This window comes from Paraburkholderia sp. Cy-641, assembly GCF_011752945.1.
Taxonomy (GTDB): domain Bacteria; phylum Pseudomonadota; class Gammaproteobacteria; order Burkholderiales; family Burkholderiaceae; genus Paraburkholderia.
The window spans coordinates 1-16,464 of the sequence record NZ_VWWM01000057.1; the positions used below are offsets into that span (position 1 = coordinate 1).

Annotated in this window: 12 protein-coding genes; 2 read left to right on the forward strand and 10 right to left on the reverse strand. The window is 65.8% G+C overall.

Features of this window, described 5'->3' with window-relative positions:
* Positions 1–51: 51 nt before the first annotated feature.
* From tagF to F3J20_RS25245, 3 genes are all read right to left on the reverse strand, one after another.
* The gene (tagF, locus tag F3J20_RS25235; protein WP_167284890.1) at positions 52–1,062 is read right to left on the reverse strand and encodes a type VI secretion system-associated protein TagF; all 1,011 of its coding nucleotides are present in this window, start codon (positions 1,060–1,062) and stop codon (positions 52–54) included.
* Entirely contained in the window at positions 1,059–4,898 is a 3,840-nt protein-coding gene (gene tssM / locus F3J20_RS25240; protein ID WP_167284896.1) for a type VI secretion system membrane subunit TssM, read from the reverse strand. Before tssM ends, tagF begins: the two co-directional genes overlap by 4 nt.
* 265 nt (positions 4,899–5,163) lie before the next feature.
* Complete coding sequence (locus F3J20_RS25245; RefSeq protein WP_167050105.1) at positions 5,164–6,021, reverse strand: M15 family metallopeptidase; 858 nt, start codon at positions 6,019–6,021, stop codon at positions 5,164–5,166.
* Between the two features lie 135 nt (positions 6,022–6,156).
* Between F3J20_RS25245 and F3J20_RS25250 the strand changes: the two genes are divergently transcribed.
* Entirely contained in the window at positions 6,157–7,071 is a 915-nt protein-coding gene (locus F3J20_RS25250) for a hypothetical protein (RefSeq protein ID WP_167284898.1), read from the forward strand.
* A 225-nt stretch (positions 7,072–7,296) separates the two neighbouring features.
* Here the strand turns inward: F3J20_RS25250 and F3J20_RS25255 are convergent, their stop codons facing one another.
* The 7 genes from F3J20_RS25255 to F3J20_RS25285 all read right to left on the reverse strand — a co-directional run bounded on the left by F3J20_RS25255 (position 7,297) and on the right by F3J20_RS25285 (position 15,282).
* Entirely contained in the window at positions 7,297–8,013 is a 717-nt protein-coding gene (locus F3J20_RS25255) for a carbonic anhydrase family protein (protein WP_167284899.1), read from the reverse strand.
* A gap of 189 nt (positions 8,014–8,202) precedes the next feature.
* Positions 8,203–9,453: a DUF445 domain-containing protein gene (locus tag F3J20_RS25260; protein WP_167284901.1), complete on the reverse strand. Its 1,251-nt coding sequence runs from the start codon at positions 9,451–9,453 to the stop codon at positions 8,203–8,205.
* A gap of 54 nt (positions 9,454–9,507) precedes the next feature.
* Entirely contained in the window at positions 9,508–10,188 is a 681-nt protein-coding gene (locus F3J20_RS25265) for an EcsC family protein (protein ID WP_240159373.1), read from the reverse strand.
* 173 nt (positions 10,189–10,361) lie between these two features.
* Complete coding sequence (locus tag F3J20_RS25270; RefSeq protein ID WP_167284902.1) at positions 10,362–12,494, reverse strand: heavy metal translocating P-type ATPase; 2,133 nt, start codon at positions 12,492–12,494, stop codon at positions 10,362–10,364.
* Positions 12,495–12,510: 16 nt separating this feature from the next.
* Complete coding sequence (locus F3J20_RS25275; RefSeq protein WP_167284904.1) at positions 12,511–13,224, reverse strand: HMA2 domain-containing protein; 714 nt, start codon at positions 13,222–13,224, stop codon at positions 12,511–12,513.
* A 93-nt stretch (positions 13,225–13,317) separates the two neighbouring features.
* On the reverse strand, positions 13,318–13,884 hold the full coding sequence (locus F3J20_RS25280) for a DUF5132 domain-containing protein (RefSeq protein WP_205299367.1): 567 nt from the start codon (positions 13,882–13,884) through the stop codon (positions 13,318–13,320).
* 33 nt (positions 13,885–13,917) lie between these two features.
* Positions 13,918–15,282: an amidase gene (locus F3J20_RS25285; RefSeq protein WP_167284906.1), complete on the reverse strand. Its 1,365-nt coding sequence runs from the start codon at positions 15,280–15,282 to the stop codon at positions 13,918–13,920.
* Between the two features lie 416 nt (positions 15,283–15,698).
* On the opposite strand from F3J20_RS25285, the gene F3J20_RS31900 reads away from it, so the two are divergent.
* Complete coding sequence (locus F3J20_RS31900; protein ID WP_205299368.1) at positions 15,699–15,977, forward strand: hypothetical protein; 279 nt, start codon at positions 15,699–15,701, stop codon at positions 15,975–15,977.
* The last annotated feature ends 487 nt before the right edge of the window (positions 15,978–16,464 follow it).

Here is a 16,464-nt window from a genome sequence, read left to right on the forward strand (position 1 = left end):
CGCCCCGCGGCCAGCGCCGTGGCCCGTAGCGTGCGCGCGGGCTGCGCGCGCTTATGCGCGACGCGCATGGCCGGCCTCCCCAACGAACGCTTCGCGGAACGTGTCGATCGCCAGCCGCAGCGACAGTTGCGGCTGATCGAGGTAGCTGACGAGTTTGCTGATGCCATGGTCGCTTTGTGCGTGATCGTCGACCCACTCGGGATCGTCGATATCGATGTTGTGAGCGGAGTAGGTTTGCGGATCGACCACGCTGTGCAGGGTCTTGGCCGAGGCGCCGTTGAAGCCGACGATGAGCCGCTCGCGCTGCGCGATCGTGCCGATGAAGATCGCGAGTTCGAAGTCGGCCTTCGAGACGAACGGCGCGATCAGCTCCAGCCAGAACGCGGCGACGAGGCTGCGGTAGAACGGGTCGGTCGGCAGCGGCAGCGTGAGGCCGCGCTCCAGATGCGACGAGCCGCTCGTCATCACGGGCCGCAGCAGTGAGCCGAGCGCGAGCATCGCGCCGCGCAGGCGCACCGGGTGGCCGCTCGCGAGCAGCATCCGTTCGAGGCCTTCGAGCGTCTGGTGCTCGACGAAGTCGTTGAAGGTGCCGTCGTGCGGGTTGCCCGTGCCGCCCACGTCCACCGGCACCTGGGTTTCGCCGAGCGCCTGCAGCGCGCCGGCCGGTTCATTCGCGCCGAGCAGCGGCTGCATCTGCTGGGCGGCGCGCGACCACAGCCGCGCGAACGCGAGCGGGCTGCGCGCGAGGAAGGCGAGCGGCTGCTCGACTTCGAGCGCCGTGGCGGCGAGAAACGGAAAGCGCCGCGACGACTGATCGTGGCTCGCCACCATGTGCCCCGCGATCGCGAGCTTGCTCTGCGAGCCGAGAAACGCGAAATGCATCGGCTGGGCGTCGCCGTAAACGATCTTCCAGCGCGGGTCGTCGGCGAGCAGTTCCATGGCCTGGGCGATCCAGCGGTCTAGCGTTTGCAGCAACTGCGGATTGTGCGCACTTTTGACGAAGTCGCCGCGCGACGGAATCTTGCCGAAGTACGCGATCTGCGCCTGAACGGACTGCGTCATTGCGCGGTTCCTCCTGTCTGGTTGGGCGTCGTCGCCACGGTGGCGGGGGCCGTGCCGGTGCCGCTCGTAGCTGCGGCCGCAGCCGGGTTGGCCGCGCCGGTGCTGGCGATCGACGAGGGCAACTGCACGCCGCTCAGGCCTTGCTGTTGCGGCGCGCTGGCGCTCGCGGCGGTGGGCTGCGAGCTGCTGACGATGCGCATGCTGACCGATACTGTCACGCTGCCTTGCGTCCACGTGAGGTCGAACGTGCCGTCCGGATGACGCGTGCGTTGCGCCGAGTTGATGAGCTTCTCGAGACCGTAGCGGCCCGGCTCGTTGACGAGCTGGATCGTGCGGCCGTCGAACGTGGTGGCCGACAGCGAGGCGCCCGGCGTGCCCTGCGGATTGGGCCACACGAAGTTGCTCCACTGCGGCGGCGTGTTGCGGTAGCGCATCTGCTGGCCGTCGATGGCGATCGTGTACTCGGTCGTGCCGCTCGAAGGCTGCGGCAGGATCTGGAACACGGTCTGCGGCTCGCTCGCGCCGCCGGCGCCCGCGCCTGCCGCGCCGCCCGAGAGCGGCGCCACCCAGCGCGCGAAGCCGCTGGTGAAGTCGGGCGTGAGCGCGAGACCCATGTCGCCCCAGGTCCGCGCCGAGAGCGTGTCGCCGCGGCGCACGGCGAGCGGCCCGAGCGTCGTGCCGACGAACTTCGAGATCGCGCCGTCCGGCCCGAACATCTGGGCGATTTCGCTGGCGCCGGCCTCGACCTTCGCGGTGCCCGAGAACGGGTACTTGTTGGCAAGCGAAGCCTGGAACGGCTGGTACACCTGCGCGTTCCACACCTTGTTGACTTCCACGCTCGCCGGCTGGATCACGACCGCATAGGCCTGCATGAGCGGCCGCACGAGCAGCGGGCGCAGCGTTTTGCGCTGCGTGTCGGTCAGGCCCGTGAGCATCTGTTCGTCGACGAACTTCAGCGAATCGGCGAGTTCGGAGCCGTTGCCGTCGAGCGTTTGCTGCATCAGCTGACGCGCGCCCGGACCCGGGTCGCCCTGGTTCTTGATGAGGTTCAGCCGCGTGCGCACCTTCGAGAGCGTGTCCATGTAGCCGCCGAGCAGCGACGCGTTGTCGTGCGTGACGACCATGCGGCCGAGCCCCGCGAACGCCTGGCCGATCGGGCCCATCGACGGTTCGACCGGATTGCCGTTGAGGTCGAGGTTGGCCGTGACCGGGCTGCGCGAGAACCACTGCTTGACCCAGCCCATCACGCCGCTTTCCGCGTGCTTGATGCTCACGTGCACGAGCGAGGGGTTGTCCCAGGAGGTCTGGTCGTAGGCGGTTTCGAGGATCTTGCGGATCGGCGAGTCCTGCGGGTCGCCGAGGCGGTTCATCGCGTCGACGGCCTGACCGAACGTGCCGAAGTCCTGCACGGCGATGCCCTGCATGAACTTCTGCCAGTTCTCCGCATATTCGGTCTTGTACATCGCGACGAGCGCCTTCTGGATCTGCTCGGGGCTGCCTTCGAGCGTGAGATCGTCCTGCGCCGAGGTGTTGAGCACCCAGTCCTTCGCCTGCAGCTCCTTCGTCGCGGCGTCGCGGATCGCGGGCTGCACGTACTGGAACCACGCCTCGCGCGTGAAGGTGCCGGAAATTGCGTAGCTGCCCGCGATCAGCGAAGTGTTGGTGTCGCCGACGATGCGCGCGACCGTCATCGGCGCGAAGCGCGTCGAGGCGCGCGCCTTGATCTCCTCGTAGACGCGCTGGCGGGCCGGCATGCCGCGCACCACGTGGCGCAGGTCTTCGCGCGTCTGGTCGACGAGCGCGAGGTTCGCGTCGATCATCGGCCAGTCGTCGTCGGAGACGCGCGAGAGGTAGAACGTAATCATGCGCTCGGCGCTCTTGATCATCTCGTCGCGCGGCATGTTGCCGCGATTCGTTTCGAGCCAGCCGCGCCAGAAGCGCGCGATCTGGTCGCTCAGGTGCGCCGCTTCGACGTGGCGCTTGTCGGAGAGCATCAGGTAGGTCTTGAGCGCGTTGTAGGCGTCTTCGACGCTGGTGGGCGAGGCGTCGCTATAGAGGCCGCCCTGGTTCGCGGCCGCCATCGCCGCGTGCGCCGAGACGGGCGTCGCGCCCGCATCGGGCGCGTGCGAGAGCGGCGCCAGCAGTTCGGGGTGCGCGTCGACGTCCTTGAGGAACGAGGCGAGATTCTGCGAGACGGGCGTGAGCATGATCTGCTTCACGCCGCTGTAGTACTCCTGCAGCAGATGCTGTTCGAGCCGGTCGCCCTGATAGAGGCCGAGCGAGACCGCGAGCGGCCGGTCGCGGCGGAACTGTTCGAGTTGCTCGATGCGGTCTTCGAGAATGTCCATCGCCTGCAGGCGCGATTGCAGGTCGTTGCGGTTCTGCTGGAGGCGCTCGACGTTGTCGAGATCGGCCTGCACGTTCGCCACGAGCTGCTGGTTGCCGATGGCCGACCACGTCCAGCCGCCGAGCGCGAGCGCGAGCACCGCGACGAAACCGAAGAACGTGCCATAGCGCAGGCGCGTCTTGGCAGGGCTCGCGAATTGCCGCACCGTTTGCCGGTCCGCGAAGATCACCTTCGAGAACAGGTCGCGCAGGAAGAAGCCGTTCTTCGAGAACGCGCTGTGCGGCTTGGGCAGATCGTCCGTGGCAAGCGCGAAGCGGTTCGCGATGCGCTGCGCGGCGGCGCTGTTCGTCTCGCCTTCCTGCAGCGCGCTCGTGAAATAGAAGCCGCGGAAGATCGGCTTGTACTGGAACGGGTTGTTCTCGAACAGCGTGGCGAGGAACGCGCGCAGCGCCGGCTTGATCGCCGAGAATTCGAGCGGGAAGCTCAGTTGCCCCGGCGCAAGCTGCTTGCCGCGGCTGATCGACATCTGCGCGATGCTGATTTCCTTGAGGCCGTCGTAAAGCTCCTCGAAGCGCTCGTCGAACAGCGCGACGATGTCGCGCTTCTCGTCGGGCTCGTAGGGCAGCGTCGCGCCCCACACTCGGTCGTATTCCTGGCGGTCGTTGCCGCTGAAGAACTCGGTGAAGCCGGTGATCAGGTCGGCCTTCGTGAACATCACGTAGACGGGCGCGAACACTTCGAGCTTCTCGGTCAGTTCCTGCACGCGCTGGCGCAGGTTCTTCGCGAGGTTGATCGCGAACTCGGGGCGGTTGCCCGTCAGCTCGGCGATGCTCGCGGTGACGATGATGCCGTTGATCGGCGCTTTCGGACGGTAGCGCTTGAGCAGACCGAGGAAGCCGAGCCATTCGCTGCGGTCTTCCTCGTGGACAGAGTAGCGGCCCGCCGTGTCGAGCAGGATGCCTTCCGTCGTGAAGAACCAGTCGCAGTTGCGCGTGCCGCCGATGCCGTGCACCACGGCGTTGTGCTTGTCGGCGAACGGGAACTGCAGGCCCGAGTTCAGCACGGCACTGCTCTTGCCGGCCGCCGGGTTGCCGATGACGATGTACCACGGCAGCTGATAGAGCGCCGAGCCGCCGGAAAGCTGACCGATCTTCGAGGTCTTGATGGTCTTCACGGCGTCGACGAGCCGGGTGCGCAGCACATCCAGATCCGCCTGCCCGGTGGGCCCGGCGGGGGCGGCCGGGCCGTTCTCGGTCTGCGCCTGCTGTTCGAGCATGTCGCCGAGCTTGCGGTTCGCGCGGCGCACGCGCATGCGCTGCCAGAGCCAGAACAGAAGCCGGATCACGAGCAGCGCGCCGAGCACGACGGCGACCCACACGAGGTCGATCTGTAGTGCGTCGGCGGCGATGATCAGCACGGCAGCGAGCGCGATCACGCCGATGATGGAGAGCGTGCGCTTGTGAGTCAACACGTTGAGGAGGCGTTGCATAAGCCGGTCAGGTCCTGGTGCCTTGGGTGCTGTTTGTCGTGGTGTGCGGGGGCGTCACGTGCGCTGCGCGCTCGGGCAAAGCCGGCCGTGGCAGCCGGGACGCATAGGGGGATTCATGTTCGGCCGGGGCGGGAAGCGGATGGCGCGGCGCCCGATGCGGCGCCGCCAGAGGTGTTGTCGCCGTGATGGGCGGCAAGGTCGGTTTTGTCACCGAGCGGAATGAATGAACGCCCCATAAAACTCCCCATTTATTTCCTGTCGCGCCTCATTTGACATTTGCCGGCGCGCGACCCAGTACGAAGCCGGGTTTGTGATATTCGACGTGGCCCAGATCCATCAATTTCCAACGGCCGCCCCAGGTCAGTCCTACCTGTTCGGCCACCTGGCCATATAACTGATAGCCCCGCATCGCCCAGGGGTCTTTTTCTGAAATGACGAGCTTGCCGTCGCGCAGAAATGCGTTGTCGGCCGCCAGTCCGTATTGGTGATAGCTTTGGAAGGCCGCCGCATTAGTCACATTGCCGCCCATTTGCGCAAGCCGGTTTTGCCGCTCGGGGCTGCGGTAACCTTCCAGCAATGCCATTTCATAACCGTATTGCTCGCGCATGATTTTATAGACGAGCAATAGGCGCGTGCGAAAATCGGCATCCAGCAGATTCCAGTCGCGGCTCGCATCGTGCAGCTCGGGCCGTACCTGCTCGACCTCCTTCGTGGTAAAGGCCTCGGGAGGCAGCGGTGGCGGCGGAATCAGCTGCTCGCCGTTCAGCAGGGCAGCGATTTTTTCGTCCGGTACCCGGGGTGTGTCATCGTATTGAAATAGCTGATGGCCGCGCAATGCAATTGCAATCAGCGGCGGCGTCGCAAGAATACATGCGGTAATGAAAATCGGCAAGCGCCGCCTGATAAGTATATTTTTCAGGCCGGTCATTCGCGAATGGGAAAAACTTGCCGATCTAAAAAGGTGGCTGCGCGCGTGAGTCGCGCTTGTCGACGCGCGACGAATAATTACGCTATGCAATTCGAATAGCGTGCTGAAAACCGTCGCACGCACGGCCGGCAATAGCAATAGCGCGGCGAGCGGCACGGCAATGGCGAAATAGACGACGAGAGCAATGGCGACCAAAAGCGAACCCGCGTGGTGGTAATTGTTTTTTGTAAAGCTTGATTTTAGAATCAGCGCTGCCCGAAGCTGGGCCGCCTCGTATTATTGCGGTGAAACAGGCCCGATTCAATGAGCACGATTCGAAAGAGACAGTAAATGAGTGCGCCGGACAACTCCACCCCTAAAGCTCCGCCCAGCCTGCTGGCCGACAAAGCCGCCGATGCGAACGCGCCCGGCGCGCCGCCTGGCGGCTCACGCATCCTCGCGAATCTCGAGGGCCGCGTCGTGCCGCCAGCCTCACCGCCTCGCGAAGGGCGCTCACGCGCGCCGCTCGCGGTGGCGGCACTGCTGGTGATCGGCGCCGCCGCCTTCGGCGCGTGGCACGTATTCGAGCGTGGCGAGCCTGCGGGCCACGCGACACCCGCGGTCGTTGCCGCTGTGGACAGCGGCGCGAAAGCCCCCGCGGTCGCGGCCGCTTCGGCGCCGCAAGCGGCCACCATCGTGGCCGATGACGATTCCGCCGGCGCGAAACAGGCCGCCAATGAGGCCGCCGATGCCGGTGCGTCGGCGGCGGTCCCGGACGATGCCCGGCTTTCCCGCGCGCTGGCCGACGGCGCGCGCGATGCGGGGGCGAGCGCGCCGTCCGCCGGCGCCGTGCCCACCGTACCTATTGCCAGCGCGTCCGCGAATCCGAACCGCAAGCATGCGGCCAAGGCTGCCGAAACCCGGCACGAAGCGAAGGCCGCCGGGCATGCCGCGAACGCCAGGGAGGAAGCTCTCGCGAAGAAGCGGCACGACAAGCGCGCGACCGGCCAGAAGGATGATTCCGATGCCGATCTGCTGGCCGTGCTGGTCGCTCGCACGAAGCCCGCGAACGGCAAGGACGCCGCCGTGCATACGACGAAGGCGAAAGCGCAGGCCGGCAAGCCGCTGACGCTCGCGGAACAGGTCAAGGCCTGCGGCGAGCGGGGCTTCTTCGAGGATCAGCTGTGCCGCTGGCGCGTGTGCGACGGGCATTGGGGCAAGGACCCGGTGTGCCCCGAGGCGGCGCGCGTGAGTACCGAGCATTGAGCCGCGCACCTTTGAATGACGCGCTGGCGTTGTTCAGAGGTGCATGTGTGCTCGCACGGTTCAGTGCGAGCCGCGCATCATGAGCCATGCTGCTGCCGCCGTATCCGCGGGAAGCGGCGGCGCGGCATCACGTAGATCGAGCCGGTCAAGCCGGCATCGCTGCCGCGCGCCTGGAGTCTGTTCTTGCGCGCGGCGCGTTTGTCCTGCGCGCCGATCGCCCCAGACTCACAACGTATATTTCAGCAGCGGTCGGCCGTTTAGCGGCTGCGTGTCGCGCGCATTGAACGCATAGTGCTGCCGGAACGCTTCTATGTCCGCACCCGACAGCGAGACCGGTTCGTTCAGCACGTACCATTCGACGTTTTCGGATAGCGGCGGCGTCGTCAGCGAGCCGAGATAGTGGTAGTAGCAGTTCATGCAGGCCGGCACGAGCGCGGCGGCGTCGAACGAGTCGAGCGGCACGCGAACGTCGCGCTGCGCGGCGCGCACGAGCGCGGCGAATTGTTCGTTGCCGGCCCCCTCGCGATATAGCACCGCAATTACCGCAAGCCGGCCGTCCTGCGCCTTGAATACGAAGTGCCCTTCGAGCGGATGGCGTAGGCCGTCGATCGTGTGCTCGGCCGGCGCGTGGAAATGCGCCTGCATCAACCTGAAGTGACGGCCGCGAATCGTCGCGGCGCTCTTCGCCGGCACGATCTGCACGGTGTTGCCGTTATCGACGACGCTCGCGCCTTCGCCCGTCACGTGCATCACGATCGCGTCGTTCTCGTCGGGCGTGCATTCGGCCAGGGTGACGTCCTCGCCGCGGATCTCGATCGGCGACTGCGATTCGCCCGATTCGAGGTGCCATTCTTTCTGATGGCGGTAGTCGAGCGGGTCGTCCTGCGATGGCGAAGTTACCTCGGCATGTTGCGCGGGAATCGGGCGGAGCGGGTTTGACATGCAATTACCTCTCGGGTCGACGATGGTGCATCGGCGCGACGGCGCTGGCCGGCGCGCAAGCAAAGCAGCGGCAACGACGGCGGGGTTCGGGCGCGGTTGCCGGGCCACATCCGTTTGCATCTTGTACAACCGTAAAGACAGCGCCATGACATCCCGCGGCCGGGCGGCTGCGCGCTCGAAGGGCTGGCTTCACGACAGCAGACGTTCCGCCACGAAGATGCCCAATCCGACCAGTCCGCCGATCAGCGTCCCGTTGATACGGATGAATTGCAGGTCCTTGCCGACTTGCAGTTCGAGCTTGTCGATCAGCGTCGCGGTATCCCAGCGGGCGACCACGCCCGAAATAAAGCCGCCGATCTCGCTGCGGTTCGGCACGATTGCGGTGTAGACAAGCTGCTGCGCCCAGCGATTGACCAGCACGCTGACCTCGGCATGCGTATCGAGCCACTCGCCGGCTGCCGCGAGGCCACGCGCGAGGACTTGCTGCAGCACCCCCTCGCGCGCCGCCAGTTCGACCTGCAGCCTGTCGCCGGCCTCCGTGCCCAGCCATTCGAGGTAGCCGTCCAGCACCGCGCCGTCGAGCACTTCCGCCTTGATCCGCTCGCCCTCTTCGAGCAGTTGCGGGTCGTCGGCGAGACGCGTCATCAAGCCGTCGAGCATGCCGCGGTACTGCCGGCGCCAGACATGCCCGGGGTCCTCACGCGCCGCGTCGATGGTTTTTTGCAACTCGGCGAGGAACGCGTCCGTCACCTTGTCGTCGACCCAGCCCGGCACCCAGCGCGCGCTGCTGCCGGAGACCGCGCGGCGAATGTTGTCCTGATGCGCGTCGATGAAATCCTGCGCCCGGTCCAGTGCGGTGTCGAACGTGGCCTCATGATGTCCTCGCGCCACCAGCACCGACAGCAAGCGGCCGAGCAGCGGCGCCGCGGCAATGGAATCGATGCCTTTGCGCACGAGGCCGAGACTGTAGTCGCGCACTTCGCGACTACCCAGCGAGTCGAGCAGCAAGGGAAACAGATGCTGCAAACGGTCGGCAACCTGCGCGGCATGCTCGGGAGCGCGAATCCAGCGTGCCGCCCAGCCCGCCGCGTCAATCGCTTCGAGACGGCCCGTCACTTCCGCGGGCGTCAGGAAATTGCTCGCGACAAAAGCGCCGAAACTCTCGCCGATCCGCACCTTGTGCCGCGCGATCACCGCGGTATGCGGCAGCGGTACGCCGAATGGATGACGGAACAGCGCCACGACCGCGAACCAGTCGGCGCAGGCGCCGACCATCGCCGCTTCGGTAAACGCATGGACATAGGCGAGCCAGGGCCAGTGCATCCGCGCTATCGCGATCGAAGTCGCGACGAACAGGATCAGCATCAGAAGCAGCAAGCCGCCCGCCAGCCAGCGCATGCGTTTGAGCTCGATGCGGCGCAGGTCGACCGCGAATTGCACCGCGGTTGCGTCGGAGCCCCTCGGCGGCTTGCTGACCATTACGCCAGGCCGAAGTCAGGACGCGCGCTTCGCCGGCAACCGGGGCGCAGGCACTTGTAAGCACTGTTGATATGCATGACGAACGGTCTCGCTGTCGTAGATGCGTTCCAGACGCCTGATCGTGAAATGTCCGCGCGCGACACGGTGAAAGTGATCCGCAAAAATGACGTTCAAGGTGGCGCCGCCCACCGCGCCGAGTACCGGCACCATGCTGGCCGCCGACATATCCGCCGCCATCAGGCCAAAACGCCCGACGATTTCGCCGACCAGCTTGGCGACGATCGGCGTCGAGGCATTGACCGCTCCCCGCTCCGAAATGAGCGCGGCCACGTCGACGGTCAGTTTCGTCAACATCAGGCGCGTGGCGTAGTAACCGGCGTTCAGTTCATTGCGTCGGCCCAGCGTATCGTGCGTGCCGAGCGCGAACACCTCGAGACAGGCGAGGCGGGTCTCGAGCCGGCTCAGATCCTCGCCTTCGGCACGCGCAATCTCGGCGATGGCGCGCAGCATCAACGCGGTGGTCAACGGCAATTCCACCGGTAGCGCCATCACCCCGAAAAAGCCGCCGATGCCACCGGCCGCGCCGATCATCAGCTTGCTCATCCATGCGCTGCCCACCGCGTCGGGGCCTTCGTCCAGCGAGTTGATCGCCAGCTCCAGGCAACGGAAAATCGCCGACTGCACGACCTCGCGCATGCGCCGGTTGAGGCCGCCCGGAAAATGCTCGACCAGCGCATTGAGCGGCTGGCCGGCATAATCGGCCAGCCGCGCGGCAAAGTGCGGATGTTCGAGCCTATCCACCGCCGCGCTCAGTTCGCGCCGATGTTGCGAGGTCATGGCGTGGCCGGTCCTGGCCGGTGCGGACGGTTTCATGAGCGGCGCAACGCGGGTCGAATGCCGTTCAGGCTGGCAACGATCGCCGAGCCGTTGCTGATGACGGCCGTGATCTCGGGGCTGACCAGCCCGCCGGGCAGGGCCAGTCCCAGGGCGACCGCGTTCATCGCCGCGACGATTCCATAGTTCTGCTTGATAAGGCCCACCGCGCCACGCGAAATCTCGATGGCCTTGATGAGCTTCCACAGCGAATCTTCCATCAGCACCACGTCGGCCGACTCGTGCGTGATATCCGCGCCGTATTTCATCGCGATGCCGACATCGGCAAAGCTGAGCGCGGGCGAATCATTGATGCCGTCGCCGACCATCGCCACGACGCGCCCTTCCCGCTGCAACTGCAAGATCACCTCGGCCTTGTCGGCGGGCATCATGTTGGCTACCTGACGGGTCAGCCCGACGCGCTCGCCCACCGCGCGCGCGACCACGGCGTTGTCGCCGGTCAGCATGATCGTGTCGCGAATGCCCATGCGGTGCAGCGTCTCGACGATGTCCCGGCTCTCCGGGCGAATCCGGTCTTCGTAGGCGATCAGCCCGGCCAGCTTGCCGTCGATCGCCACGTACAGACTCGAGCAGCCGCGCGCGTCGATCGCCGTGCGCTCGGCCGCGATGTGGTCGACGCGAATTTCGTTCTGGCGCAGGAAGCGCTCGCTGCCGACATGCATGTAATAGCCGTTGACCTGGCCTTCCACGCCGAGGCCGATCCGGTATTCGGTCTCATCGCAAGGCGGCGGCAATAGCCGCAGTTCGCGGCTTTTCTCGCGCAGCGCCTCGGCCACCGGGTGCTGCAGATGCGTTTCGGCCGCCACCGCGAGTTCGAGCAGATGCTCTGACGAAATATTCGGCATGAACGACTGCATCTGCACCACATGAGGCGTGCCGACGCTCAGCGTGCCGGTCTTGTCGAATACCACGGTATCGACTTGCGCCAGCTTTTCCATATGGCCGCCACTCTTGATCACGATGCCGGCGCGCGCGGCGTGCGTCATCGACGACAGCACGGCGGTCGGCGCCGCGACGCGAATGCCGGTGCCGAAGTCGACGATCACGAGCGACAGGAAACGGTTGAAATCGCGCGACAGCAGCGCCGTGCCGATCGCGAGGCCAAGCGTCGGCATCACGAGGCGGTCGGCGAAGCGTTCCGCGTGGTTCTGCATGCGCGTGTCGCCGATCGGCGCGGAGTCGACCAGGTGCGCGATCTGACCGGCAGTGGTTTGCGCGCCGACGCGCAGCGCGCGCAGCGTCAGTTGCCCCTCGCGCAGCACCGTGGCCGCGAATACCGCTTCGCCGGCCTTGCGCGACACCGGCAAGCCTTCGCCCGTGATCGTCTTCTGATCGATCATGCCGTGGCCGTGGGTGATTTCGCCGTCGACCGGAATCATCTCCCCCGGATAGACCACCACTGAATCGTCGACCGCGAGTTCGGTTGCCGGAACGGCGACGATTTCGCCGTCGCGCACCACCCAGGCCGTCTTGCTCTGGAATTCGAGCAGCTCGGTCACGGCGCGCTTCGAGCCGGCCGCGGTCAGATCGCGAATCCAGTCGCCAAGGCGGATCAGCCAGGTAATCACGCCGCCCGTCACCATGTTGCCCTGGCCGATCGACACCGAAATCGCCAGCGTATCGAGGAAGTCGACGTTCAGACGCTGCTCGGTACGCCAGACATGCCAGGCACGCCTGAAGATCGGGAATGCGTTGTGCAGCATCAACGGGACGTTGAGCGCGAACAGCACGGGATTCGACGAGAACGCCATGGCCAGCGACAGACTCGGCAACGCCAACGGCCAGCGCGGCCGCTCCGGCACCGTCTGACTGCGCGCGGCACCGACCGCGCGCGCGCCGCCGGTCGGATCGAGGTACTGGAGCAGTTGCCCGAGATCGGCCAGGCTGAAGCCTTCGAGCATTTCGAGCAGCGCATCGACCTCGTCGAGTTTCGTGGGCTCGTAATGAATAATCAGGCTCGCGCAATCGTATTTGATGCAGGCGTCGTCGATGAAATCCTGTTGTTGGAGCCACGACAGCGCGGATTCGGCGAGCGGGGACGGTGCGCACAGCACGGGCACGTGCAGGCGCACGCGACCGGGGATCGCGTGACGGATGGAAAATTCCATGTGGCTTCCGGTTGGCTCAGCGTGCGGCCGAAGACATCGGCGCGGCCGCTGGCGCCGCGTGCCCTTCGTGTTTCAACTCGACAAAATGATTGGCGGCGAACAACGCAAGCGTCACCCACATGGGGGTCGCCGCCTCGGCACCGATTTCGGCGAAGGTCACGACGGCCAGCCCGGCCACGAGAACGATCTTCAGATCGATGGTGTTGCCGCTCAACGACTTGATCTGGTAGTCGAGCTTCCTGATCGTGTCGACCGCCACGCGCACCGTATGGGAGCGCTCGGCCAGGAACTCGGCCTCGGCTTCGATCTTCTTCGCAATCTCGCCGATCTCATCACCGGGCAGCGCGGCGTGCACCGACATGTCGTTCTGCGCACAGTAGTGATGGAAATGCGCCTGGAATTCGCGTTCCCGCTTCAGGTCGTAATGGATCACGATGCTGCCGGTATCGTGCTTGGCCTTGACCTTGGTGATGCCGGGAATCGACATGAAGACGTTCTGGAACATCTCCAGATACGCGGGATTGTGCTTCGCGCCAGGAATACGCATGCGCACGCGTCCCGGCACCTTGTGCTCGATACGGATCACGTGCTTCTTTTTGCTGGCCGGTTCGGCGGCACGGCTCTCCTGCGCCGGCGGCGTCGGTGACGCTTCCGGCCGCGGCTGTGGATCGTTCGTTACCGCAGGCGCGGCGTCATGGTGAGCGGCACCAGAGTGGGGAACTTGACTCATGAAAGATCGACGTGGGGCAGGAGAAAGGGTGCAGTCCTTCCTGCCGGTTGGAACGGCACCCAGGCAACGTGCTGGCGCTGCAAAGCGGCGGAATCAGGCTTTGGCGGGCTCGACGGCCGGCGCGATTCCGTCCGCCGCCGCGGCTTCTTCGGCGTGCACCTCAGCCGCGATATCGCTCACGTGCTCGCGCACCTCGCCGACGGCCGAACGCGCCTTGCGACCGAACTTGTAGGCCCCGCGCACCGTGCTGTTGAACAACGGCTGTACGCGCTCGCCCAGTTTCGGCAGATACTTGGGCGCCAGAACCGCGGCCGCGCCGATCAGAATGCCCGGAATCAGAGCCGCCTCGAACAGCGCGGCGCCCACGACCACCACGCCGACGGTCGCCGCCTTCGACGTGAAATCCTCGCCGTTGCGAACCGGATGGTCTTCTTCGCCGTCAACCATGCGCGCATGCCCGGACATGGTTCCTTCTTCGTCCAAGGCAGCCCCTTCGCCGAGTTTGACTTTGTACTTGCCCATGGTTCGGTGATCCTTTTCTGCAGTTGTTTGGAGAGATCCGGCCCGTCGCCCGTTTTCGGGGCGGGTTGTTCTTTTTAATCGAACCGGGTGACTCGTCCATGACCGCCTTATTTCATATTCCTCATCGATTGATTGCAAAAGCATTTGCAATGCCGACTATGTGGTTACGGATCATCGTCCCGCAGCCTCGTTCACGAACCAGCGGGCCAGCGAAAACAGCGCGGCATCCTCGCCGGCCGCGCCGATGAACTGCAGCCCGAGCGGCAGGTTCTCGTCGCGCAGCGCCGGCAGCGTCAGCGCGGGAACGCCGAGAATCGATGCCGGCACCGCGAAGCCGGGGTTGCCTGTCGACGTGAAGCCGCGTGGCGCGGCGCCGGTCGCGCCGAGCGTCACGACGCCGTCGCAGTTCGCCATCAGCTCGGCGAACGTGTCGCGCAGCCTCGCGCGGCGCGCGAGCGCAGTCGCATAGTCGTGCTGGGTCATCGCCGTGGCATTGGCGAGGCGCCGCAGCAGCGCATGGCTAATCGCGCTCGCGTTGGTCTGTGCGTAGCCTTCGAGCGGCCAGCGCGATTCCCACGCGATGATCGACAGCGTCAGTTCCAGCAGGCCGTCTGCCAGCTCCCGTTCGAATTGTTCGACCACCTCTGCCTGCGCGCGGGTGACGACTTCCACGCCGCGTTCGCGCAGCCAGGCCGCCGCGGCATCGAGCGCCGCACGCGCGCCGGGCGTCGCCGCGCTCAAGCCCGCGGTTTCGAGCAGCACGAGGCGGCGCGGCGCGCGCGTGTCCGGCAAGGTGTCGGGGCCCATGAGACCCGCATGGCCGGGATCGCCGCCGACCCGCGAGGCGATGGCGCGAGCCGCTGCCCAGACGTCGTCGAGCGTCGTGCCGAGCAGGCCGGCGGCGCTGTGGCTCAGGTGGTCGAAGCTGCCGCTGCGGTTCAGTGCGCCATAGGTCGGCTTGAAGCCGATGCAGCCGCAATAGCTGGCCGGCCGGATCGTCGAACCCACCACCTGGCTGCCGAGGGCGAGCGGCACGAAGCCCGCGCCGACCGCCGCGGCCGATCCGGCGCTCGAACCGCCGGGCGTGCGCTGCGGATCGTGAGGGTTGGCCGTGCTCGAGAACATTTCGGTGGCCGCGAATTCGGCCGTCGAGGTCTTGCCGACGATGATCGCGCCAGCCTGGCGCAACGCCTGCACGCTAGCCGCATCGCGCCGCGTCTGCGTGCCGGTCCACATCGGCGAGCCTTGGGCGGTCGGCAGGTCCGCCGTTTCGATGATGTCCTTGACGCCGATCGTGATGCCGTCGAGCGGCGACAGCGGCTTGCCGTCGAGCCAGCGTTGCGTCGAGCGTTGCGCCTCGGCGCGCGCGCGTTCGAGGGCCAGCGCGACGAACGCGCGAACCTCGTGCTCGCGGGCGTCGAGGCGCGCGAGCCCGGTTTCCAGCAGCGCGAGCGGGCTCGTCGCGCCGCTCCGGAACGCGGCGGCATGGCTGACGTAGGAAGAGGGCGGCGTATAGGCGATCAGCGGGCTCTGCATCGGCGGAAGTCCTTCGATAGGCGTTTGAGAATGGACAGCGGGACGGCGGGCGCGGCACCGGGTCGGCGGATGGGGCCGCACTGCATGGATATACCATGACAATCGACGAGCCGACGAGCTTGACCGGCCTGGAAATGCCGGCTTGCGGCGCGGGCGGCTCGTGCCGCGACAAGACAGCGTGGCGACACGGCGTGACTGGCCGGCATCGGGCCTCGGACAGTGCGCCTGAGCGAAGGCGCAGCTTCCCTGCATTCCACCCGCCGACTCCATCGCCTTCTTTGGCGGGCCAGCGCACAGAGCGGCACCTTGCGTGACGATAGTCTTGTTTCAAACGGGACGAAGAATCCGTTGCCCGGAGAATGGCATGTCGTTGGTGACAGGTCGGCTTCCACACCATATCAATAACGAGAACCATCATGCGAGCTGACCATACCGCCGCCGAGACGATCCCATCCCAGCCGTTGGCGAGCACGCCGCTCGACGGCGCCGGCGAAGACATGCCGCAACGGCCGGCGCGGGCACTGACGCGAGCCGCTTTCTGTTTTGCGTGGCTTTTCGGGCTGGAGCCGTTCCTCGCGGTATCGACGGATGACGCGCGGGGCTCGCGGCTCGATCGTCACCAGGCGTTCGGCGGTGTGTCACGGAGCAGCGCGCATCATCTTCCCGAAGACGGGGGCGCGCCCAGGCACCCGTAGCGCCGACCATAAGCCGGGAGACCGTGGAATCAGGGAAACTCCGTGTGAAAACCACAGCAGTCAGGCCGTTAAATAAAGACGGGAAGGCTTATTGACGTAGGCCATCCGCTTTCAGCACGGGTTTTGTCACGCGACGGTCGGCGTCGCAATTCACCTCCGGGCAACACCCGTGCTGAAGGCTTCTTCGTGCGCGGCACGCAAGCCTTAATCGGCGCGGAAAAACCGCGAACCGAAGCCAGAATCAGAAAAACCGCCGTGAAGGCGGTTTTTTATTGGCAGCCGCGTCTGAACCGGCGGAAGCCGGGAGCATTGAGCAGCGAGGCTGAGCGGGCTTGCCTGCACGCGGCACATAGCCGATACGCAGGTATCCGCATGTAATCGTGAAATAAATGGATTGCGTCGCAATCCATTCGGTAATTTCGACGTCGTGGGTCTTATCGCGAAAATGACAGCATTAACTTTACTAAGTTCCCGGAATTAAAAAATA

Bases quoted from the DNA above. Each gene is read 5' to 3' on its own strand.
- F3J20_RS25255 (WP_167284899.1), bottom strand. From the start codon at position 8,013: ATGTCAAACCCGCTCCGCCCGATTCCCGCGCAACATGCCGAGGTAACT.
- F3J20_RS25265 (WP_240159373.1), bottom strand. From the start codon at position 10,188: ATGCGCGAGGTCGTGCAGTCGGCGATTTTCCGTTGCCTGGAGCTGGCG.
- F3J20_RS25250 (WP_167284898.1), top strand. From the start codon at position 6,157: ATGAGTGCGCCGGACAACTCCACCCCTAAAGCTCCGCCCAGCCTGCTG.
- tssM (WP_167284896.1), bottom strand. From the start codon at position 4,898: ATGCAACGCCTCCTCAACGTGTTGACTCACAAGCGCACGCTCTCCATC.
- F3J20_RS25285 (WP_167284906.1), bottom strand. From the start codon at position 15,282: ATGCAGAGCCCGCTGATCGCCTATACGCCGCCCTCTTCCTACGTCAGC.
- F3J20_RS31900 (WP_205299368.1), top strand. From the start codon at position 15,699: ATGCGAGCTGACCATACCGCCGCCGAGACGATCCCATCCCAGCCGTTG.
- F3J20_RS25270 (WP_167284902.1), bottom strand. From the start codon at position 12,494: ATGGAATTTTCCATCCGTCACGCGATCCCCGGTCGCGTGCGCCTGCAC.
- tagF (WP_167284890.1), bottom strand. From the start codon at position 1,062: ATGACGCAGTCCGTTCAGGCGCAGATCGCGTACTTCGGCAAGATTCCG.
- F3J20_RS25275 (WP_167284904.1), bottom strand. From the start codon at position 13,224: ATGAGTCAAGTTCCCCACTCTGGTGCCGCTCACCATGACGCCGCGCCT.